The sequence below is a fragment of the Shewanella baltica genome (genome assembly GCF_900456975.1).
In the GTDB taxonomy this organism is placed as follows: Bacteria; Pseudomonadota; Gammaproteobacteria; order Enterobacterales; family Shewanellaceae; genus Shewanella; species Shewanella baltica.
Map to the genome: position 1 here is coordinate 1,590,934 of NZ_UGYM01000002.1, position 21,836 is coordinate 1,612,769.

Sequence of the window (21,836 nt, forward strand, 5' to 3'; positions counted from 1 at the left end):
GATGTAGATTGACCATGTAGATTGCTTTTTTAAATTAAGGGTTTACAGCGGAGTAGGAGATAGCTATTATCTCGCTCGTTCGGAGGGGTGGCAGAGTGGTTTAATGCACCGGTCTTGAAAACCGGCGTGGGTTTATAGCCCACCTAGGGTTCAAATCCCTACTCCTCCGCCATATTTAGTCAAAAAAGCCGCTAATTTGTTAGCGGCTTTTTTGCATTTTGAACTCCAGACTCCTCATTCTAAGCGTAGCTCCTTCGCCATATTTCACGGAAAAGGCCATCAGCAATGATGCCCTTTTCCGTTTATGCAGTTGTCACCTTGGGCTTCTCGTCCCAACACTTCATTTTTAACGCTATTCAGCGACTCATAAATTATTTACCTATTTACCTATTTGCATTTAAGTTAGTTGATCCAGTACTCATCTGTATGTCTTTTTGACGTGTGCTGACTGGATTTTATTTATCGCGGGTATATCCTTCCTGAGAGTGCTTTGTTGTTGATTGACTTCAATCTGCTACTTTATTTATAAGGCAGTGTGATTGAGCAAAATATATAAAGCTTGATGTGAGTCGTCGTGTATCCATTCAAGCCCTTTACTGTTTAACTGCTTTTGACCTAAGTGAATATGAAATAGTCAATTAACACGATTAAGCATAAATTTAAGTTTACAGTGGCAGTAGAGATCGCTATTATCTCGCTCGTTCGGAGGGGTGGCAGAGTGGTTTAATGCACCGGTCTTGAAAACCGGCGTGGGTTTATAGCCCACCTAGGGTTCAAATCCCTACTCCTCCGCCATATTTAGTCAAAAACGCCGCTAATTTATTAGCGGCGTTTTTGCATTTGTGCAGTTTGAACCCTAGGTTCCTGATTCGAGGCACAACTCCTCCGCCATATTTCACGGAAAAGCCATCTGCATCGATGGCTTTTTTGCTTATTCAAGAAATGACAGCCTATTTGCTAAATACTTTACTATCGATTCAACAAGGGTTTTAGGCTGATAATGCTTGGGTTATTGCTTCGTTTTTAAACGCTTTTTATGAGTATGCTATTCTGGAATCCTTTCTTTAAATATCATCTAGTTAACAATGTTGAATTTATGCTTTGCGAAATGGGGTTGTTGGGCTAAATTAGCCTTATGAACTCGTTATCCGTCTGCTGTGTTGCTTTGTTTAACGCGCGGATCGAGCTGTAAATTGTAAAAGGTGGGTTAAGTTGATTTCGATATATTTGGTTGACGATCATGAGCTTGTGAGAACTGGGATCCGCCGCATCTTGGAAGATGAACGTGGGATCAAAGTGGTGGGCGAAGCCCCTGATGGTGAGACTGCGGTGCAGTGGGCTCGCCAAAACGAAGCCGATGTGATCTTAATGGACATGAATATGCCTGGGATGGGCGGACTGGAAGCCACTCGAAAAATTCTGCGTTATCAACCCCATGCTAAAATTATTGTGTTGACTGTGCACACGGAAGATCCATTTCCGAGCAAGGTCATGCAGGCTGGCGCTTCGGGTTATTTGACGAAAGGGGCGACGCCGCCGGAAGTATTGCAGGCAATACGTCAGGTTTCTCGCGGTCAGCGTTATTTATCCCCTGAAATTGCCCAACAGATGGCGCTGAGTCAGTTTAATCCCGCCGATGAAAACCCGTTTAAGTCTTTGTCTGAACGTGAGTTACAGATCATGTTGATGATCACCAACGGCGAGAAGGTAAACGATATTTCTGAGCAGCTGAACTTGAGCCCTAAAACGGTTAACAGCTACCGTTACCGCCTATTTGCCAAACTGGGGATCAGTGGTGATGTCGAGCTAACGCGGTTAGCTATTCGCTATAAAATGTTGGATGCTGGCCATTTTTAATAGTAAGTGAATTTCGTTGGTCGATGGTTTAAGTCGAGTGAGTTCGTGGGTTAAATGTTGCCATGTTGTCTGTGTTAAGTCTGCAAAACTGTGGGTGTAAATGATGTCGAATGAATTTAACGCCCAAAGTTTTTTACGTACGGTTTCATCCTCCGCTGGGGTTTATCGCATGTATGACGTCAAGAATGACGTCATTTATGTGGGTAAAGCCAAAGATCTCAAAAAACGGCTTACCTCGTATTTTCGTAAAAACCTCGCTAATGTTAAGACCCAAGCCTTAGTCTCGCATATTCACCATATTGATGTGACGCTGACCCACAGCGAAACCGATGCTCTGTTGCTTGAGAATGATTACATCAAGCAATACATGCCAAAATACAATGTGTTATTGCGTGATGACAAATCTTATCCTTACATACTGTTAAGCCAGCACGAACACCCAAGGCTTGCTTACCATCGTGGTCCGCAGCGGGAAAAAGGCCACTATTTTGGCCCTTATCCTAACGGCGGCGCCGTGCGTGAAAGCCTGCATTTAATGCAGAAGCTGTTTCCGATTCGTCAATGTGACGACCTTTACTACAAGTCTCGCTCACGCCCCTGTTTACAATATCAACTTTCCCGTTGTAGCGCGCCCTGTGTGGGTAAAGTCAGCAACGCCGATTACGACGAGCAAGTGAAACTCGCCAGCCTGTTTTTAAAGGGCAAAGATCAGCAAGTGATCAGCGCCTTGGTTGACAAAATGGAGCTTGCGGCCGAGCGACAAGCTTATGAGCAAGCTGCACGATTTCGCGATCAGATCATGGCGCTGCGTAAAGTCGCCGAACAACAGGAAGTATCGAATAATAAAGGCGATATGGATGTCATCGGTGTGCATTATTCGTCGGGCATCGCCTGTTTCCATTTGCTGTTTATCCGCGAGGGTAAAATCTTTGGCAGTCGCAGCTATTATCCTTCCGTACCCGCCCAAACCGATATGGACGAAGTGCTGCGCTCTTTCATCCTGCAGTTTTATTTAAATGCGGATATTCAACGCACGATCCCAAAGGAAGTGGTGATTAGCCACAACTTTGAAGAATTACATGAACTCGAAGCGGCAATTTCAGCGGCGTTAGATAAAAAGTTTTCGATTAAGACCAATGTGCGCGCCGATAGGGCAAGCTTCTTGCGGTTAGCGGTGACCAATGCGACGAATGCCGTGATTACGCGCTTGTCCCATAAAAATACGGTCGAGCAGCGTTTTGTATTACTCGAAGAAATCCTTGAATTGAGTACGCCTATTCAACGGATGGAATGTTTTGATATCAGTCATACCATGGGGGAGAGCACAGTTGCCTCCTGTGTGGTGTTCAATCGGGAAGGGCCGCATAAAGGTGAATATCGTCGCTATAATATCGAGGGTATTACACCGGGCGATGATTACGCGGCAATGAAGCAAGCGGTGAGCCGACGCTTCGATAAGATTGAGGCGGGCGGTAAAATCCCTGACATTCTGTTTATCGATGGTGGGCTTGGGCAGTTGCGTATCGCCCAGAAGATAGTGGATGAAAAGTTTGTCCATTTAGATAAAGCACCGCAGCTCATTGGGGTGGCGAAAGGTGAGGGCCGTAAACCTGGGCTCGAAACCTTGATTTTAGGGGATACCGAAACCAGCTTTTCCCTCGAAGGTGATTCGCCTGCGTTGCACCTTATTCAACATATTCGCGATGAGTCCCATCGATTCGCGATAACAGGCCATCGTAATCGTCGCCAGAAAACCCGCAATACTTCCACATTGGAATCTATTCCAGGAATTGGCCCTAAACGCCGTAAAGCTTTGTTACAGCATTTAGGTGGGTTGCAAGAAGTGAAAGGGGCAAGTGTGGCGGAATTAGTCAAAGTACCAGGGATCAGCATAGAAATGGCACAAACCATTCATGATGCATTGCGAGGGTGATAAAATTAAGGCAAGATTGGCGCTGCTTTTGACTAACTGGTTTGATCATGCCGTTTAACTTACCTATAGCATTAACTCTTTTCAGGCTTTTTTTACTGCCCATCTTTGTGGTGCTGTTTTATTTACCCTACGACTGGACCCCTTTTGTTGCCGCCTTTACCTTTTGGCTCGCGGCGTTAACGGATGCATTAGATGGTTATGCTGCCCGTAAATTGAAGCAATTAACCCGTTTTGGTGCTTTCCTCGATCCAGTCGCTGACAAGTTGATGGTGATCACAGCCTTAGTGCTGTTAGTCGATCAATACGCCAATATCTGGCTAACGATGCCAGCACTGTTTATGATAGGTCGCGAGATTGTCATTTCAGCGTTGAGAGAATGGATGGCTGAAATTGGTAAACGTGGCACTGTCGCCGTGTCTTGGATTGGTAAATATAAGACTGCCGCGCAAATGGTGGCGATTATTGGCCTGATTTGGCAATACAATCCTTTAATGACAAATGCTGCGTTTGTGCTGTTATATATCGCCGCAGTATTAACTTTTTGGTCAATGATGAGTTACATTTTAGCCGCTTGGAAAGATCTGACTGCTGAATAGTGCAATAAAAAATCAAAGAGATTATTTAGTGTGCAAGCAGTAAGTTATCGATAAAACAGCGGTTGACACTGGGTGGTAAATCGGTAGAATGCCACCCCGTAGACAAGAGACGATGTGAAAACAAAATCTTAACGCTACTGAATATTGAAATGTGATATTCGCTCAGCTGATAAGGTGAAATACGATACCTTATTTACTTGAGTAAATAGTAAAACAAAATGCGACATTAGCTCAGTTGGTAGAGCGATACCTTGCCAAGGTATAGGTCATCGGTTCGAACCCGATATGTCGCTCCAATATTCTTGAAGTCTGATTCTGGTTAATCCGGGTTAGCAACTATGGCGCGATGGCAGAATGGCTATGCTGCGGATTGCAAATCCGTCGATCTCGGTTCGACTCCGGGTCGCGCCTCCATAGATTAAGGTATTAATGACACGATTCCCGTCGTTAATATAAAGAGTTTGCCCGAGTGGTGGAATCGGTAGACACAAGGGATTTAAAATCCCTCGCTGGTAACAGCGTGCCAGTTCAAGTCTGGCCTCGGGTACCATTATTTTTGATGATAATGGTAAAAATAAAATCCTAAGCTTAAATAGGTTTTTATTAAAGATCTGATTGTTGTATTAAGCGTTAGCTACATAGAGTTAATAATATTTTTGACATGATTCCCGTCATTGATATTCAGAGTTTGCCCGAGTGGTGGAATCGGTAGACACAAGGGATTTAAAATCCCTCGCTGGTAACAGCGTGCCAGTTCAAGTCTGGCCTCGGGTACCAAAAAAGAAAAAGCCTCAACGAAAGTTGAGGCTTTTTTGCATCTGGATTCCCACATTTAGTCAGTATTGTTCGCGAGAGGTTTAAGGCCAAACTTGACTGACACGCTTGGCGTGCCGCTGCCGTTACCAGCTTAGGTCTTGTCTCGGATGCTAGTATTCTGTATGAATAGCATAAGGCCTCAACGAAAGTTGAGGCCTTTTTGAATCTAGAATCCTACTTTTGGTTATCATTCTTCACATATGTTTAAGGCTAAGCTTGACTGTCACGCTGGGTGCGCAGTTTCCAATACAAGATATGGCTATCAATGTGTTGGACTAGTCTCGCTAGCTTTCGTTAGCAGGGCTTCTTGCTGCGGGCTAGTCATGGGGCGGAGTGCTGAAAACCATTGCATCACGTAACAGCGGTACGTTTCAAGCTGATAGCATCAGCTTGAAGCAAGCCAGTAGCTATGTTGATGTAACTCTTTGTGCAGAGAAGTCAGAGCGATAAGGCGTGAGATTATTTCGGCTGAAACGCAGGTCGTGAGTTTTTTGCCTTGGTTTAACCTATTTATGCTTGAGATAAACCTAGGAATAGAAAACCTATCGATAAAATCCTAGGCATAAAAAAGCGCCAGTAAAGACTGACGCTTTTATTAACCCTACCTTTTTATTAACGCTATAGGGTCGGTTTATGCTCGCTAAGCAAGGGAACTAATTAAGCTCTATTGCCAATCGTCGCTATTCCAGCGGTATAACCAAGTCGCTGCGAGGGGTTTGTCGTCTTTCTTCAACTGTAATCTCAGCTCGGCTACATTGGTACTTTCTGGTTCGAAGCTGACAAATACCCGTGCACCATTGATATCAGGGTGGGCAACAATCCGAGTAGACAGGATTTTGCCTTTGTTGATGCTGGCATCGATACTAATCTTATCAATATCTTGTGACTTGATATTACTGAAGTCGACGAGTAACTCTTTACCCTTGCTGAGCACTTGCCCCTTCGAACTGCGGACCACTCGTGCCTTTGACGCGATTGAAGGGCTGTCGTTTGACGCCGTCATACGATAGGAATATTTATAGGGTTGATCTTTCTTCAGGCCGCCTTGAGGCTCCCAATAAGCGACTATGTTGTCGTTGGTTTCAGCACTCGATGGGATTTCAATCAACACCAGCTGGCCCTTGCCCCAATCATTGAGTGGCTCAATCCACGCGGAAGGACGAAGTTGATAGTTTGCACTCAGATCTTGATAGTCTTCGAATTTACGGTGGCGCTGGATCAGACCAAAACCTTTAATATCTTCATCGGCAAAGGCGCTGACTTGCAGTTTGTTGGGATTATTTAGGGGGCGCCATAGACGTTCGCCATTGCCGCGATCGATTTGCAGACCGTCGGAGTTGTGTACTTCTGGGCGGTAATCGGGTTTATCCGAGTTATCTAATCCACCAAATAGGAACATAGAGGTCAGCGGTGCAAGGCCAACATGTTGAATATCTTTGCGTGGGAACAGGGTTACATCCACTTCGACACGTGATGGTGCGCCAGGGTATATACCAAAACGATAGGCCCCCGTGACACTTTGGCTGTCGAGCAGGGCATGCACCACAATCGCCGTTTGGTATTTGGATGGTCGTTCAACCCAAAAACGCTTAAACAATGGATATTCTTCGCCTTTAGGCTGGGCGACATCTATCGCTAAACCGCGATTCGACAGGCCATAGGTTTGCCCTTTAGACAGAACGCGAAAATAGCTTGCGCCTTGAAACATGATGAATTCATCTTTTACTTCATCGTCATTGATGGGGTAATGCAAACGCACGCCAGCATATTGACCCAATTGGGTGATGAGTTTTTCGATGGCGTCACTGGGTACATCGAACGAGGCCTCAGTGAGTTCAATCGGTATCGCTTTGCTGTTTTCGACCACGTCGATGTCGACGAGGTTTTTATAGAGAAAACCCGGAGCAAAAAGCTGTACCGAAAATTTAGTGGGTGTACCGCCCCAAATCGCGGCATTTTCTTGATAATTGATTTTGCCATAGGTGGCAAAATCAAGATCGATCAGTTCTTGAGGCGCTTTCTTGGCTTCTTTAAATGGTTTTTGCGACAGTTGTTGCGCGAGTTCGACCACAGTATCGTGGGTAAAATTTTTAGATTTTTTTTCTGGTACAGGCGCGGATGCTGCGGTTGTCTCTGCGGCTGCGGCATTGACGTTATTCATGCCGACGACGTAGACGATGGCGGTCAAGATGAAAAAAGGTAGTTTTTTGAGTAATGCCGGATAACCGGTAGGGTAATTCATCGTATGATTCATTCGCAAAATGGAAACTCCTTACTAAAATGACGCTGATTCATAGGCACAATATATGCTTCAGTCTATCTAATCCCTAAATATTAATAACTTGTCTGCTACAAAATCCTCAGTTGTGGGATCTGACTCGCTGAGGTGAGCGGTAATTTTACCTGTGTAGCAGGATATTTGTAACATAAATTATGATTAGTGCTATTTAGGTGCTGCTCTGGATACTTTACTGTGTTGTTTAGTTATCAATAACAGTAATCGCGAATGTGCTCGGCGGTAGTAATTGCTCAGTGGTAATAAATAGCTCAGTGGCAATAAAGAGCGTGGTGACAACGCGCTTGGCTAAGTTAACTTAGCACTGATTCAATCGAGTGGCGTTGCTACATAGACGTAGCGCCGTAAACGTCAGGATGGTAAGAAAACAGATAAGCGTATTAGGGCTCAAGCTATAGGAAGTAATAACTTAGGCTCACCGTTTTTCCTGTGAGCCTATTTAGATGCGCTATGCGGTTGCTAGCTTGTTGAGTAAGTTAGGCCTTGAGTAAGTGCGACAGATCGCTGCCCACAGGGATAGGGATTTCTTGCTGTTCTCCGCAGAACAAATACGCCGGTTGGTCACCTAAGAGTGAGAGTTTGTCTCCCTGACGCCACAGGGCTGAGCCTTCAACGATGCCGACCACTGGGGTTAATGGGTCGACCTTAGTGAATTCTAATAACCGCTGGGCACGGGTTTCACCGTTGTGGCCCGGTGCTTGGTAATTGGAATAATGCGGATTGAGCTGGAACGGCACTAAGTTTAATGCTTTGAACGACGGCGGCTCGATGATGGGCATATCATTCGTGGTGCGAATGCTCAGTCCCGATACGTTAGAACCCGCACTCCAGCCGATATAAGGTTTACCAAGGGCGACTTGCTCACCAATTAGCGTAACCAGATCATAGCGATATAGTTGGTGCAATAAATGAAAAGTGTTACCGCCGCCGATTAAAATCCCATCGGCATCTTTTATCGCTTGTTGAGGATCGGGATGCTGATGAATGCCACTGATATCGAGTTCAAGCTCACTTAATCCTGTCACTACAGATGCTAAATAATTGTCATAACTCATGCTGACGCCAGCATAGGGGATAAAAATCCATTTTTGCGCGTTGGTGGTAAGCGGTTTAATAAAAGGGATCGCGTGGGCAAGATAAGGTGTATCACCGACACGAGAGCTGCTCAGTAGTAGGGCATTGATTGTCATTTTGTATCCTGAAATCTCGGAGTGTGCAGGCATGTTAACAAAGATTAATCCCGATAAACATAGAGAAATAAAGCAGAATTGCGCTGTAGCGCCGATAGCTGCTAGATTTAAGTTTCGATTAATATAGTGACCCTAGACTCTCGATCCATGAAAGACAGTGCCTTTATACGAGAAAGATAACCTAATTTAAAAACTCTTTTCTTTTACCACTTGAATTTCGATGATTTGGACATATTATGTCTTTGAACAAAGTTAAATGGCACATTCTTGCCCTAAAGGAGCTGAAATGAAGCGTATATTTTTATTGATTGCGACTAACCTAGCTGTGTTGCTAGTAGCCTCAATTGTAATGTCTATTCTAGGCGTGAACACGTCTACTATGGGTGGACTGCTGGTGTTCGCTGCCATTTTTGGATTCGGTGGGGCCTTTATCAGCTTAGCCATTTCAAAATGGATGGCGAAAAAGACCATGGGTTGTGAAGTGATCACCACCCCACGTGACAGTACCGAACGTTGGTTAGTAGAGACGGTTGCCCGTCAAGCTAAACAAGCGGGGATTAAAATGCCAGAAGTGGCGATTTATCAATCATCCGACATGAACGCGTTCGCTACAGGCCCAAGCAAAGACAATTCATTAGTGGCTGTGAGTACGGGTCTGTTATATGGCATGAGCCAAGATGAAATCGAAGGCGTATTGGCCCACGAAGTGAGCCACGTTGCTAACGGTGACATGGTGACCTTGACACTGATCCAAGGTGTGGTTAACACCTTCGTTATCTTCGCGGCCCGTGTAGTTGCAGGCATTATCAACAACTTTGTGTCGAGCAATGATGAAGAAGGCGAAGGTTTAGGCATGTTTGCTTACATGGCCGTGGTTTTCGTGTTGGATATGCTATTCGGTATCTTGGCTTCAATCATCGTCGCTTACTTCTCACGTATTCGTGAGTACAAAGCCGATGAAGGCGCGGCCCGTTTAGCGGGTAAAGGCAAGATGATTGCTGCGCTTGAGCGTTTACGCCAAGGTCCAGAAAGCACGGCAATGCCTGCACAAATGTCTGCCTTTGGTATTAACGGCAAACGTTCAATGGCGGAAATGATGATGAGTCATCCTCCATTAGAAAAACGTATTGCAGCGTTAAGAGCAAGCTAATAAAGAGAGAGTTAGGTTTAAGTTTTAAGCCTCACTTGAGATTAGATCTATGACTCTCAATATCGGGCTCAAACTTTGGTTTGAGCCCGATTTTTTTATGCCTGCCATTTAACTCACATTTGATGAAGCAAAAAGGCGCCGCTATGAGAATCATCACTCCGCGTTAAACACCATCGCGGGTAAATCGCTGAAGATTCATGCGGGTTGTGCGTTCATTATTGCTGCAACAAATCATACCTGCAGTAAATTGTGTTGCGCGGTTGCTGCAAGGGCGCGATAGACCAGTGTCGTTTGCTTCGCCTTGATATTCCAATGCTGCCAAAACAGTGGCACGCGCATGCGCCGCTCTGGCGTGAGCTCAATCAGTATCCCTCGATCGATTAATGGCTTAGCTTGCAGATGACCGACGAGTCCATAACCTAAGCTTAAGTTAATCGCTTCTAAAAAACTTTCTGAAGAGGGGATTGTATGTTGCCACCATTGCCCTGGCGTCATATTGAAATATTGGGCGAGAAACTTCTCGTGCAGCTTATCTTTGGTGGAGAACACCACTGCTGGCGCCTTCGCTAACTGAGCTTGGCTAATGCCGTTAAACAGCTGAGTGTTGCTAAGTGACTGAGTGTCGCTCGGCTCACCAAAATAGCGCGCGGCAAATTCGGGCGTGGCGACACACAGGTATTCCATGGTGCCTAAAAACTCACTGCTACAACCCGCCATCGGCACTTCGGTTGTGGTGACGCAGCCGACCGCTTCACCGTTTTTCAATAGATGATGGGTGTAAGACTCGTCATCGACAATCAATTCCAATAACCAAGCGTGGCGACTAAACATGCCTGCCAGCGCCGGTAAAAACCAAGTGGCTAAACTGTCGGCATTCACAGCGATGCGCACAGTGGTTGGATGGTTGGGATCGTCGGCGTCCATCTCGGCTCTTAATTCACTCTCAAGTAATTGCACCTGTGAATAGTGGCGCAGCAGGCGTTTGCCTGTGGGGGTGGCGACCACGGGATTGGAGCGAATAAGTAATGACTGACCGACTTTTTCCTCAAGCTGCCGAATGCGTTGTGATACCGCCGACTGGGTGATGTGCAGCACTTTGGCGGCGCGATCGAAACCGCCTTCCGAGACGACAACGGCGAGGGCTTTGAGATTGGCGTATTCCAGCATAATCATCCTTAATCGATCTGTGTTTGATGGTTATTAATTTTACTTATGATACATAAAAAACATTAGTTATATTAATTTTGTTGTTTTGACTATGCTAGCGCCTTCTTCGAACATAAGAGGTGGTTATGCAAGCGGCATTTATACAAGGTATGGGAATTGGTGGCAGTTTGATTATTGCTGTAGGCGCGCAAAATGCCTTTGTGCTCAAGCAAGGCATTAAGCGCTCGTACACGTTACCGATTGCCTTGCTCTGCTCTATGATTGATGCGCTGATGATCACTGCGGGTGTGGCGGGGCTGGGGCACATTATTGAATCTTTCCCGACGATTAAGCATGTGGCGAGTTTCGGTGGCGCCGCGTTTCTGCTTTGGTACGGTGCAAATGCGCTTAAGGCATCGTTTGTGGCCAAGGGCATTGAGATGGAGCAGGCTGATAATGCCGATACCTTCAAAAAGGCCGTGTTGACCACGCTTGGGATCAGTCTGCTTAATCCGCATTTGTACCTCGACACTGTGGTTTTACTCGGCAGTATCAGCACTCAATTTGATGATTTACATCGACCTTGGTTTGGCGCAGGCGCCGTGTTGGCATCGTTTATTTGGTTCTTCGGCTTAAGTTTTGGTGCGCGTTTGCTGGCGCCTATTTTTACTCGCCCAGCGGCATGGCGTTACCTTGACCGTTTTATATGGCTAACCATGTGGAGTATTGCCGCCGCGATTATTTGGCCCTATGTGGCAGGATAAACTGGTGCTGAGATGCCATGACATGTGGGCATAGCTGAATGCTTTTGCGGATTTTTTGCGCGGTTAGACAGTATGTTGTGATATGAAAGTGAAAATTTTTCATGAAAAAGGTCCTGATTTCAGGACCTTTTCGTTATCGATTGCCGATTATTTATTCAGCCTACCGACATCAACTGACGACGTTTACACTTTACTGCCGATTAAAGCCGCAGCTTGACGTATCTTATTCGTCGTCATATCAGCCATTAACCCGCGATTTGCGCGAGTACGACTTCATGGTGATCTTTGGTTTTAAACTTATCGAACACGTGGGCAATAGTGCCATCGGTATTGATAAGGAAGCTTAATCTGTGGATGCCATCATAGGTTTTACCCATGAATTTTTTCTCACCCCAGACCCCAAAAGCATCGGCGACACTGTGGTCTTCATCGCTCAATAAGGTAAAGTTGAGCGCTTGTTTTTCAGCAAATTTGGCCAGCTTAGCCACAGGATCTGGGCTAATGCCAAATACCGTCACATTATGGCTATCGAGCGCGGCTTTGCTGTCACGTAGACCGCAGGCTTGCACTGTGCAACCCGGCGTCGCTGCTTTAGGGTAAAAGTACACTAAAACAGGACCTTGCTTAAGGCTCTCGGCCAGTGAAACTGACGTGCCATGTTGATCCTGCAGGGTAAATTGAGGCGCTTTTGCCCCAGCCGTTAAGGTATTCATCTATTATCCTCTGTCCTCTAAAATGGCTGTGCCTTCCATACGACGAATAGTGCAATCTAAGGTCATATCTTGGGCGAGTTGATAGATACTCTGTTCGAGCTTTTCTAGTTCAACTTTTTCAGGAATATTAATGGTCAGCGACACGTTTTGCGTCTGCTCACTGTCAGGTAATTCTTCAGAGAAAGAGCGCACTGCAGCCAGATCTAATGACCTGTCGGCAAGGAACTGGGTAATGCGTTTTATCGTGCCGCGCTGGTCTTTACCCGTGAAGCGAACTTCAAGGCGAGAAAGGTAATTTTGTGGTGTGTGTTTAGAGGTACGTTTCATCACTGTCATCAGTTCTAATTCGACACAGAGACTGGGGAGCATGCTTTCAATTTTCGTTATTGATGCCCACGAGCCTGACAACATCATGATAAGGGTAAATTCGTTACCAAATAATGCCATACGGCTGTCGACGATATCGCAGTCACAGTCACTGGCAAGACGAGCTAGTTTACTTACGAGTCCAGGACGGTCGAGACCCATCGCTGTTACGACCAGGAAATTGGTCATGAATTTTCCTCACTTTTTCGATATCATAGAGCGAAAACTCAGGGTTGAAGCTGAGTTTTTGTGCGGGATGTAATGCTACCATAACTAATTCAATTTGAGAGCCCCGTTAATGCTTGTCATTAGTGGTTGGCATCAGTACCATAGCGAATCCTGAAATCTTGGGGAAAGTCAGATGATAAACGGAAGCATCGTAGCCTTAATCACGCCAATGAACAGTGATGGCTCAGTAGATTTTGCAAGTCTTGAAAGGTTAGTCGAATTCCATATTGACCAAGGCACAGATGCCATTGTGGCCGTTGGTACTACTGGCGAGTCAGCAACTCTGCCTATGTCTGAGCATGTAACGGTCGTTTCACAAACCGTTAAATTTGCTGCGGGCCGCGTTCCTGTCATTGGTGGCAATGGTGCCAATGCCACATCTGAAGCCGTTGAGCTCACCAAGTCCTTATCTAAGGTGGGTGTTGCCGCTATGCTTGGCGTAACGCCATATTATAATAAGCCAACGCCTAAGGGATTGATTGCGCATTATAAAGCCGTGGCTGCCAGCACAGATATTCCACAAATTCTTTATAATGTCCCTGGCCGTACTGCCGTTGATATGTTGCCAGAAACCGTTGCCGAGTTAGTCAGCGTTAGCAACATTATTGGCGTAAAAGAAGCGACCGGTGACTTATCCCGTGTAAAACGTCTGCGCGAACTGTGCGGCGACGATTTCCTTTTGTATAGCGGCGATGATGCCACTGCCAGAGAGTTCTTACTCTTAGGCGGCAATGGCGTGATTTCAGTGGCGAACAACATAGTGCCACAAGCCTTTAAAGCTATGTGTGATGCGGCGCTTGCCGGCAATGCTGAGCTTGCGCTGAGCATAGATACACCACTGCGCGGTTTATACAGCACACTCTTTTGTGAAGCCAATCCTATCCCGGTTAAATGGGCTGCCCATCGCATGGGTTTGATTGAATGTGGCCATATTCGTTTACCTTTGACTGAACTTTCTGAGCAATGTCATGGTCTGTTGATAGAAGCAATGACTCGTGCCCAGATAGAGGTTAAATAATTAATGTTAAAGAAAGTCACCCCACTGATCTTAGTTGCTGCCGTTGCAGCCTGTAGTTCGCCACTTGATCGCCGTCAAGCGAATGGTACTGAAGACTATGTTCAGGCTGAGCAAGCGCCTTTGCTTAAGATCCCTGCCGGATTAAAAACACCGCCCTACAATAAAGAATTCGATGTGCCAGCATTGGGCCCTAAAGCCAATGCGACTGTCTACGGTAAAAATTTGGATATCCGTCCGCCACTGCAAGTACTGCCTATGGCTGAAGGTACTCACGTGGAAGAGGGCAGCGATAACATTAAAATCGTGGTCGAATCTATCGACAATACCGTGGACTTGAAACAAGAGATCTTTAGCAACTTAGATGGTTTCTTGGCCCAAAAAGGTATCGCTGTTCGTAGCCGTGATTTTGATAAAGGCAACATAGAAACCGATTGGATCGAAAGTCGCGAAGTGATCGAATCAAACATGTGGGGTTCAGATAAAGTTTATCTGCTGCGCCAACGCTACCGTTTCGATGTGGAAACACGTCCACATGGTCGCACTGCCAATATCGTTATTCACTTAGTTGAACACGAAGAGTTTTACGACGATAAAGCACAAGACGTGTTATTAAGCGGCGAAGATAAGCAAAGATACACGATTGATATGCTGAACAGTGCGATTGCCTACATCAGCGTTAAACGTGACCAATCTATTCAAGCGAATCGTTTGAAGCAAACCTTAGGCATCAATGTTGACTTAGTTACACCAGAAGAAGGCAAAGCCTTCTGGTCTGCTAAAGCCCCTTACAAACAAGTGTGGGATCGTCTGCGTATCGTGCTGCCAGAAATGGGCTTCGAAATTGCCGATATGGATAGCGCGAAAGGATTGTACTTTATCAAGTTTGACGATAACTCAGGTTTCTGGAGTTCATTGTGGGGCGAAGATAAGTTAGCGCTAAAAGAAGGCAGCTACCGTTTACTGCTTGAAGATGGCGATACGCCTGAAGACACTAAGATCTTCCTCCGCGATGCTGAAGATCAGCCATTGAGCGATGAAGTCGTTACCAATGTGTATCAGTCACTGTCAAACCTGATGAAAGAAGAACGCAAACTGCGTTAATTTCAACGGTTGATAAGAGAAGGGCGAATTATCGCCCTTTTTTATTGGCTGCGATTTAGCGCTATGGATCAGGTTTTGATGCTTATCTAAGCAAACGGTGTTTTAGGATTTAATTATCTACATATCAATATTTTTTGAATGGTTTTAGCAATAAGTTCCGCTGGATTATCATTTTTAGAATTAATCACTAACCAACCTCGTTATCGTACTGCATTCTGGCTATTCTGCCATGTATATCGCCAAAGACACTTAATCACACATATTTTGCGCTATTGGCGTAATTTGTAAGAAAAAGTAAAACGTATTGATGCGATGATGTGAGTGAGTAAACTAGCCGTCATTAATGCGAGTCATCCCTTGGAAGCCCGATGAAAAAAATTATTCTAATAATCGCCCTATTGGCCGCGGCATGGTTTGGATATCAAGCCATGCAACCGCAAGAGATTGCCACCGCGCAAATGAAACTCATGCCTAACGTGGTGATTGCCACCGCCGCCATGGCACCTATTCGCGATGAAGTGGAGGCCATCGGCACCAATAAAGCCGCAGAATCTGTGACCATAACCCCTAAAGTTACCGACATGGTGATAGCACTTAAGTTTGATGATGGCGACATAGTGAAAAAGGGCGACTTGCTAGTCCAACTGCAAAATGCCGAGCAAATCGCTAAGGTTAAAGCCGCGCAAGTTAAAGTCAGTGATAATCAACGTGAATTCAACCGTATCAGTTCGTTAGTCACCAGCCGCACTGTGGCAGAGTTAGAACGCGACAGATTACAAACCCTTATCGATACCACCCGCGCTGAGCTTGAACAGGCGCAAGCATCACTCAATGATCGCAGTATTCTGGCGCCTTTTAATGGCCGTTTAGGTTTACGCCAAATCAGTGTCGGCAGCCTAGTGTCGCCCGGCACTGCGATCACCACCTTGGATGATATCTCTAAGATTAAACTCGATTTTTCAGTGCCTGAGCGTTTTATTCAAGATTTAGCCCCAGGTAAGAAAGTTGAAGCTAAAGCCGTGGCCTTTCCTGATTTTACCTTCAAAGGCGTGGTGACATCGATTGATAGCCGCGTAAACCCAACGACGCGCACTGTGATTGTCCGTGCCGAAATCCCCAATCCTGAGCTGCGTTTATTACCGGGCATGTTGATGAAGGTCAAACTCATCAAACGTAGCCGCGAAGCCCTGATGTTGCCAGAATCTGCCATTATCCCGATCCAAAATGATCACTTTGTTTACAGTGTTAATGCCGACAATGTGATTGAGCGTAAACAAGTCACTATCGGGATTCGTACCCGTGGTTGGGTGGAAATTTTAGACGGTTTAGCCTTGGGTGAAAACGTGGTGATCCGTGGCTTATTGAAAGTCCACCCTGGCGATAAAGTGCAAACGGAGTTCGCGGAAAAGTTTAGTTATCTTGCTGATACGAGCGCGGAGCCAAGTGTATGATCCTGACTGATCTCTCGGTAAAACGTCCCGTATTTGCCTCAGTGATCAGCTTGCTGCTGGTCGCTTTCGGGCTTGTCTCCTTTGATAAGCTGCCCCTGCGTGAATACCCAAACATCGATCCTCCTGTAGTATCTATCGACACTAACTACCGCGGCGCCAGTGCCGCCGTGGTAGAAAGCCGCATTACCCAATTGATTGAAGACAGGATCAGCGGCGTCGAAGGCATTCGGCACGTGAGCTCATCGAGCAGTGATGGCCGTTCATCCGTCACCTTAGAGTTTGATATTAGCCGCAATATTGAAGATGCGGCTAACGATGTCCGCGACCGTATTTCTGGCTTACTCGACAATTTACCCGAGGAAGCCGATCCCCCAGAAGTGCAAAAAGCCAATGGCGGCGATGAAGTGATCATGTGGCTCAATTTGGTGTCGGATCAAATGACCACCCTCGAATTGACCGATTACACCAACCGTTATTTAGCCGACCGCTTTTCTGTGGTCGATGGTGTGGCGCGGATGCGTATCGGCGGCGGCAAAGTGTATGCGATGCGGATATGGCTAGACAGACAAGCCTTGGCATCGCGCAGTTTAACGGTGGCCGATGTAGAGGCTGCGCTTAGAGCTGAGAACGTTGAGTTACCCGCAGGTTCGATTGAATCTAAGGAGCGGCACTTTACGGTGAGGCTCGAGCGGGGTTATCGCACCGCAGAAGATTTCGCGAACTTAGTGATCACCCAAGGGGAAGACGGTTACTTAGTTAAATTGGGTGATGTCGCGCGGGTGGAAATAGGCTCTGAAGAAGAGCGGATTATGTTCCGTGGTAACAAAGAGGCGATGATAGGGCTAGGCGTGTCTAAGCAGTCAACCGCCAATACCTTGGAAGTGGCGCGTGCGGTGAATGCGCTGGTTGATAAAATTAACCCAACCTTGCCAGCGGGCATGTCCATTAAGCGCAGCTACGATAGCTCAGTGTTCATCGAAGCCTCGATTAAAGAAGTGTACCAAACCCTGTTCACTGCGATGGTCTTAGTGATTATCGTGATTTATCTGTTCCTTGGCAGTGTGCGCGCCATGTTGATCCCCGCGATCACTGTGCCTGTATCCTTGCTCGGCACCTTTATTGTGCTGTATGCGCTTGGCTATACCATCAATCTCTTGACCTTGTTGGCGATGATCCTCGCCATCGGCATGGTGGTGGACGATGCGATTGTGATGCTAGAAAACATCCATAGACGTATCGAAGAAGGGAACTCACCGCTCAAAGCCGCTTTCCTCGGTGCACGTGAAGTGGCCTTTGCGGTCATCGCCACCACCTTAGTCTTGGTGGCAGTGTTTATGCCAATCACTTTCCTAGAGGGCGACTTAGGTAAACTATTCAAAGAGTTTGCAGTGACCATGAGTGCAGCGGTGCTGTTTTCAAGCATAGTCGCGCTAACGCTCACGCCTATGATGTGTTCTAAGTTACTCAAGCCGAGCTCGCAGGATTCTTGGTTGGTGCGTAAGGTCGACGGCATCATGACTAAAGTGTCAAACCGTTATCAATTGTCGTTAAAATCCGCCATGGCCCACCCGTTATTGATGTCGGTTTTGGTGTTGATCGCGTTAGGCTCTAGCGCTTATTTGGTCCAAAAAGTACCGCAGGAATTTGCGCCGCAGGAAGACCGAGGCTCGTTATTCTTGATGGTCAACGGACCGCAAGGCGCGAGTTACGAATACATAGAATCCTACATGAATGAGGTGGAAAACCGCTTGATGCCGCTGGTCGACACGGGTGATATTAAGCGTCTGCTGATCCGTGCTCCCCGTGGCTTTGGCCGTTCGGCGGATTTCTCTAACGGTATGGCCATTGTCGTGCTGGAAGATTGGGGTAAACGTCGCCCGGTGAAAGAAGTGATCGCAGACATTAACAAACGTCTCGCCGATCTCGCTGGGGTGCAAGCGTTTCCTGTGATGCGCCAAGCCTTTGGCCGTGGCGTCGGTAAACCCGTGCAGTTTGTGATTGGCGGCCCAAGCTACGAAGAGCTGGCCCGCTGGCGCGATATCATGATGCAAAAGGCGGCACAGAATCCTAAATTACTTGGCTTAGATCACGACTATAAAGAGACTAAGCCGCAGCTTCGCGTCGTCATCGACAGAGACAGAGCGGCAAGCCTTGGGGTGTCGATTTCAAATATTGGCCGTACGCTGGAATCCATGTTGGGCTCACGCTTAGTCACGACCTTTATGCGTGACGGTGAAGAATACGATGTGATCATTGAAGGCGAGCGCGGTAATCAAAATACCGCAGCGGATCTGCAAAATATCTACGTGCGTTCCGAGCGGACTCAAGAACTTATCCCGCTGTCGAACTTAGTGACGGTGGAAGAGTTTGCCGACGCCAGTTCGCTTAACCGTTACAACCGTATGCGCGCGATCACCATAGAAGCCAGTTTAGAAGATGGTTATAGCCTAGGTGAAGCCCTTGATTATATGAATCAATTAGCGCGTGCTTATTTACCTGCAGAAGCGGTCATTAGCTACAAGGGCCAATCCCTCGATTATCAAGAGTCGGGTAGCTCTATGTACTTCGTGTTCTTGCTCGCGCTGGGGATTGTGTTCCTAGTGCTCGCGGCGCAGTTCGAGAGTTACATTCACCCTATGGTCATCATGCTGACTGTACCGCTGGCGACCGTGGGCGCCTTAATTGGTTTGTGGCTCACGGGGCAGAGTCTTAATATTTACAGTCAGATAGGCATTATTATGCTGGTCGGGTTGGCGGCCAAAAACGGCATCTTGATTGTCGAGTTTGCGAACCAATTGCGGGATAAAGGCGTTGATTTTGATAAGGCGATTATCCAAGCCTCGGCGCAGCGTCTACGACCTATTCTGATGACTGGCATCACCACCGCCGCTGGCGCCGTACCTTTGGTCATGGCCGCAGGCGCGGGTGCTGAAACTCGTTTTGTGATTGGTGTGGTTGTGCTATCGGGGATTTTACTGGCAACCCTATTCACTATCTTCGTGATCCCAGCCGCTTATGGACTCTTTGCCCGCAACAGCGGATCGCCCGAAGCTATCGCCCAACAGTTAGAAAAAGAATTAGCCCAAGACTAACGCCTCGTGCAGGTTGATGTTGGAAGCATACATATAGGCGCTTGGTATTCATCAAGCGCCTTATTTTTCGCCATTCGAACCTCGTTTTAGCCCTTGCCCTTGAAAAGCAAATTTGGAGCCCCATTTAAGTAAACACTAAGCGTTACTTTTACCAAATTGCGTAACAAATAAAGGAAAATTTCATGTCACAACAAGAAACTCATGGTTTTCAAACAGAAGTCAAACAGCTGTTGCATTTGATGATCCATTCTTTGTATTCCAACAAAGAAATTTTCTTGCGTGAACTGGTCTCCAACGCTGCGGATGCAGCGGACAAGCTGCGTTATCTGGCGTTGACCAATGACGCTCTGTACGAAGGCGACGGTGAACTGCGAGTCCGAATCAGTGCCGATAAAGAAAAAGGCACTGTGATCATCGAAGACAACGGCGTGGGTATGACCCGTGACGGCGTAATTGAGCATTTAGGCACAATTGCTAAGTCGGGCACCGCTGATTTCTTTAAGAATCTATCGGGCGAATCTTCAAAGGATTCACAGTTAATTGGCCAGTTCGGTGTCGGTTTCTATTCAGCCTTTATCGTGGCCAAGAAAGTCACGGTTCGCACTCGCGCTGCCGGTCATAAGGCCGATGAAGCCGTATTGTGGGAATCAGAAGGCGAGGGTAACTTCACCGTTGATACCATCACTAAGGCGAGCCGCGGTACTGAAATCACCCTGCACCTGCGTGATGAAGAAAAAGAATTTGCCGATGATTGGCGCCTGCGCTCGATCATCACTAAATACTCAGATCATATCTCTGTGCCAGTCGAAATGTGGCAAGAGGGTTCGCCAGAGCGTGATGGTCCAGATGGCGAAAAAATTCCTGCGACCGAAGGTCAATGGAAAGTCATGAACAAAGCGACTGCTTTGTGGATGCGCAGCAAAGCTGACATCAGTGACGAAGAGTATCAAGAATTTTACAAACACATTTCCCACGATTATACCGACGCACTACTGTGGAGCCATAATCGGGTAGAAGGTAAGCAAGAATACACTAACCTATTGTATATTCCTGCAAAAGCACCTTGGGATATGTGGAACCGCGACCGTAAGCACGGCCTGAAACTGTTTGTGCAACGTGTGTTCATCATGGATGACGCTGAGCAATTTATGCCATCTTATCTGCGCTTTGTGCAGGGCTTAATTGACTCAAACGATCTGCCGCTGAACGTATCCCGCGAAATTCTGCAGGATAACCACGTGACCAAAGCGATGCGTACTGGTATCACCAAACGTGTGCTTGGCATGCTGGAAAAACTGGCGAAAGACGATGCGGAAAAATATCAACAGTTCTGGGCTGAATTTGGTCAAGTGCTGAAAGAAGGGCCAGCGGAAGATTTCGCCAACCGTGAACGTATCGCTGGCTTATTACGTTTTGCCTCGACCCATACGGGCAGTGCTGCGCCGACTGTGTCACTCGATGACTACATCAGCCGCATGAAAGAAGGCCAAACTAAGATTTATTACATCGTTGCCGACAGCCATGAAGCCGCCGCTAACAGCCCACATTTAGAGTTGCTACGTAAGAAAGGCATCGAAGTATTACTGATGTCAGAGCGTATCGACGAGTGGCTAATCAACCACTTAACTGAGTACAAAGAGAAACAACTGCACTCAGTGACCCGTGGTGACTTAGAGCTTGGCGAGCTGGAAGATGCCTCTGAAAAAGAAGCGCAAGAAAAGCTTGAGCAAGAATCGGTAGCTTTAGTTGAACGCATTAAAGCGGCATTAGGCTCGACTGTTGCGGATGTGAAAGTCACGTCACGCTTAACCGACACCCCAGCCTGTGTCGTGGCGGGTGAAGGCGAAATGTCGACTCAGATGATCAAGCTGATGCAAGCTGCCGGTCAACCTGTGCCAGAAGTGAAGCCGACATTTGAGATCAATCCAGCGCACCCATTAGTGTCGCGCTTAAATGATCTTCAAGATGAAGCCGCCTTCGCGGATTGGTCGAATCTGCTGCTGCAACAGGCGCAATTGTCTGAAAAAGGTAGCCTTGCGGACCCATCGGCCTTTATCAAGCTGATGAACCAAATGTTACTGGCTAACATGAACTAAATGACTATCGGGGCCTTTCTTTG

15 protein-coding genes and 6 tRNA genes are annotated in these 21,836 nt (G+C 46.8%); 16 read left to right on the plus strand and 5 right to left on the minus strand.

Annotated features, from left to right (window positions below; all coding sequences use genetic code 11):
- Positions 1-81 precede the first annotated feature (81 nt).
- The 9 genes from DYH48_RS07155 (at position 82) to DYH48_RS07195 (ending at position 5,163) form a co-directional block, all read left to right on the plus strand.
- Positions 82-172, plus strand: a tRNA-Ser gene (locus DYH48_RS07155).
- Between the two features lie 532 nt (positions 173-704).
- Positions 705-795, plus strand: a tRNA-Ser gene (locus tag DYH48_RS07160).
- 417 nt (positions 796-1,212) lie between these two features.
- Positions 1,213-1,857 (plus strand): UvrY/SirA/GacA family response regulator transcription factor, encoded by a 645-nt coding sequence (gene uvrY / locus DYH48_RS07165; RefSeq protein ID WP_006082070.1) that lies wholly within the window; start codon positions 1,213-1,215, stop codon positions 1,855-1,857.
- 103 nt (positions 1,858-1,960) lie between these two features.
- The gene (uvrC, locus tag DYH48_RS07170) at positions 1,961-3,790 is read left to right on the plus strand and encodes an excinuclease ABC subunit UvrC (protein WP_115334389.1); all 1,830 of its coding nucleotides are present in this window, start codon (positions 1,961-1,963) and stop codon (positions 3,788-3,790) included.
- Between the two features lie 47 nt (positions 3,791-3,837).
- On the plus strand, positions 3,838-4,386 hold the full coding sequence (gene pgsA, locus DYH48_RS07175; RefSeq protein ID WP_006082068.1) for a CDP-diacylglycerol--glycerol-3-phosphate 3-phosphatidyltransferase: 549 nt from the start codon (positions 3,838-3,840) through the stop codon (positions 4,384-4,386).
- Positions 4,387-4,606: 220 nt separating this feature from the next.
- Positions 4,607-4,682, plus strand: a tRNA-Gly gene (locus DYH48_RS07180).
- A gap of 44 nt (positions 4,683-4,726) precedes the next feature.
- Positions 4,727-4,800: transfer RNA gene (locus DYH48_RS07185), tRNA-Cys, on the plus strand.
- Between the two features lie 49 nt (positions 4,801-4,849).
- Positions 4,850-4,936 (plus strand) — tRNA-Leu (locus DYH48_RS07190).
- 140 nt (positions 4,937-5,076) lie between these two features.
- Positions 5,077-5,163 (plus strand) — tRNA-Leu (locus DYH48_RS07195).
- Between the two features lie 703 nt (positions 5,164-5,866).
- Here DYH48_RS07195 and DYH48_RS07200 read toward each other — a convergent pair.
- The gene (locus DYH48_RS07200) at positions 5,867-7,456 is read right to left on the minus strand and encodes a glucan biosynthesis protein G (RefSeq protein WP_172481159.1); all 1,590 of its coding nucleotides are present in this window, start codon (positions 7,454-7,456) and stop codon (positions 5,867-5,869) included.
- Between the two features lie 518 nt (positions 7,457-7,974).
- Positions 7,975-8,688 (minus strand): dipeptidase PepE, encoded by a 714-nt coding sequence (gene pepE / locus DYH48_RS07205; RefSeq protein WP_115334391.1) that lies wholly within the window; start codon positions 8,686-8,688, stop codon positions 7,975-7,977.
- A gap of 286 nt (positions 8,689-8,974) precedes the next feature.
- On the opposite strand from pepE, the gene htpX reads away from it, so the two are divergent.
- Positions 8,975-9,838 carry a protease HtpX gene (gene htpX, locus DYH48_RS07210; protein WP_012089480.1) on the plus strand — a complete coding sequence of 288 codons (864 nt, stop codon included), beginning with the start codon at positions 8,975-8,977 and terminating at the stop codon, positions 9,836-9,838.
- 231 nt (positions 9,839-10,069) lie between these two features.
- On the opposite strand, the gene DYH48_RS07215 is transcribed toward htpX, so the two are convergent.
- The gene (locus DYH48_RS07215) at positions 10,070-11,005 is read right to left on the minus strand and encodes a LysR family transcriptional regulator ArgP (protein ID WP_107404355.1); all 936 of its coding nucleotides are present in this window, start codon (positions 11,003-11,005) and stop codon (positions 10,070-10,072) included.
- Between the two features lie 125 nt (positions 11,006-11,130).
- On the opposite strand from DYH48_RS07215, the gene DYH48_RS07220 reads away from it, so the two are divergent.
- A complete protein-coding gene (locus DYH48_RS07220) occupies positions 11,131-11,748 on the plus strand; it encodes a LysE/ArgO family amino acid transporter (RefSeq protein WP_006082063.1) in 618 nt (205 codons plus the stop codon).
- Between the two features lie 245 nt (positions 11,749-11,993).
- On the opposite strand, the gene bcp is transcribed toward DYH48_RS07220, so the two are convergent.
- On the minus strand, positions 11,994-12,461 hold the full coding sequence (gene bcp / locus DYH48_RS07225) for a thioredoxin-dependent thiol peroxidase (RefSeq protein ID WP_006082062.1): 468 nt from the start codon (positions 12,459-12,461) through the stop codon (positions 11,994-11,996).
- 3 nt (positions 12,462-12,464) lie between these two features.
- Positions 12,465-13,016: a glycine cleavage system transcriptional repressor gene (locus DYH48_RS07230; protein ID WP_006082061.1), complete on the minus strand. Its 552-nt coding sequence runs from the start codon at positions 13,014-13,016 to the stop codon at positions 12,465-12,467.
- Between the two features lie 172 nt (positions 13,017-13,188).
- Here DYH48_RS07230 and dapA point away from each other — a divergent pair, with 172 nt between their 5' ends.
- The 5 genes from dapA to htpG all read left to right on the plus strand — a co-directional run bounded on the left by dapA (position 13,189) and on the right by htpG (position 21,813).
- Complete coding sequence (dapA, locus tag DYH48_RS07235) at positions 13,189-14,073, plus strand: 4-hydroxy-tetrahydrodipicolinate synthase (RefSeq protein WP_006082060.1); 885 nt, start codon at positions 13,189-13,191, stop codon at positions 14,071-14,073.
- 3 nt (positions 14,074-14,076) lie between these two features.
- A complete protein-coding gene (gene bamC / locus DYH48_RS07240) occupies positions 14,077-15,174 on the plus strand; it encodes an NlpB/DapX family lipoprotein (RefSeq protein WP_115334392.1) in 1,098 nt (365 codons plus the stop codon).
- 368 nt (positions 15,175-15,542) lie between these two features.
- Positions 15,543-16,625 carry an efflux RND transporter periplasmic adaptor subunit gene (locus DYH48_RS07245; RefSeq protein ID WP_006082058.1) on the plus strand — a complete coding sequence of 361 codons (1,083 nt, stop codon included), beginning with the start codon at positions 15,543-15,545 and terminating at the stop codon, positions 16,623-16,625.
- Positions 16,622-19,717: an efflux RND transporter permease subunit gene (locus tag DYH48_RS07250; protein WP_115334393.1), complete on the plus strand. Its 3,096-nt coding sequence runs from the start codon at positions 16,622-16,624 to the stop codon at positions 19,715-19,717. The genes DYH48_RS07245 and DYH48_RS07250 overlap by 4 nt, the downstream gene beginning before the upstream one ends.
- Positions 19,718-19,899: 182 nt before the next feature.
- Positions 19,900-21,813, plus strand: a complete 1,914-nt coding sequence (htpG, locus tag DYH48_RS07255; RefSeq protein ID WP_115334394.1) for a molecular chaperone HtpG — start codon at positions 19,900-19,902, stop codon at positions 21,811-21,813.
- The last annotated feature ends 23 nt before the right edge of the window (positions 21,814-21,836 follow it).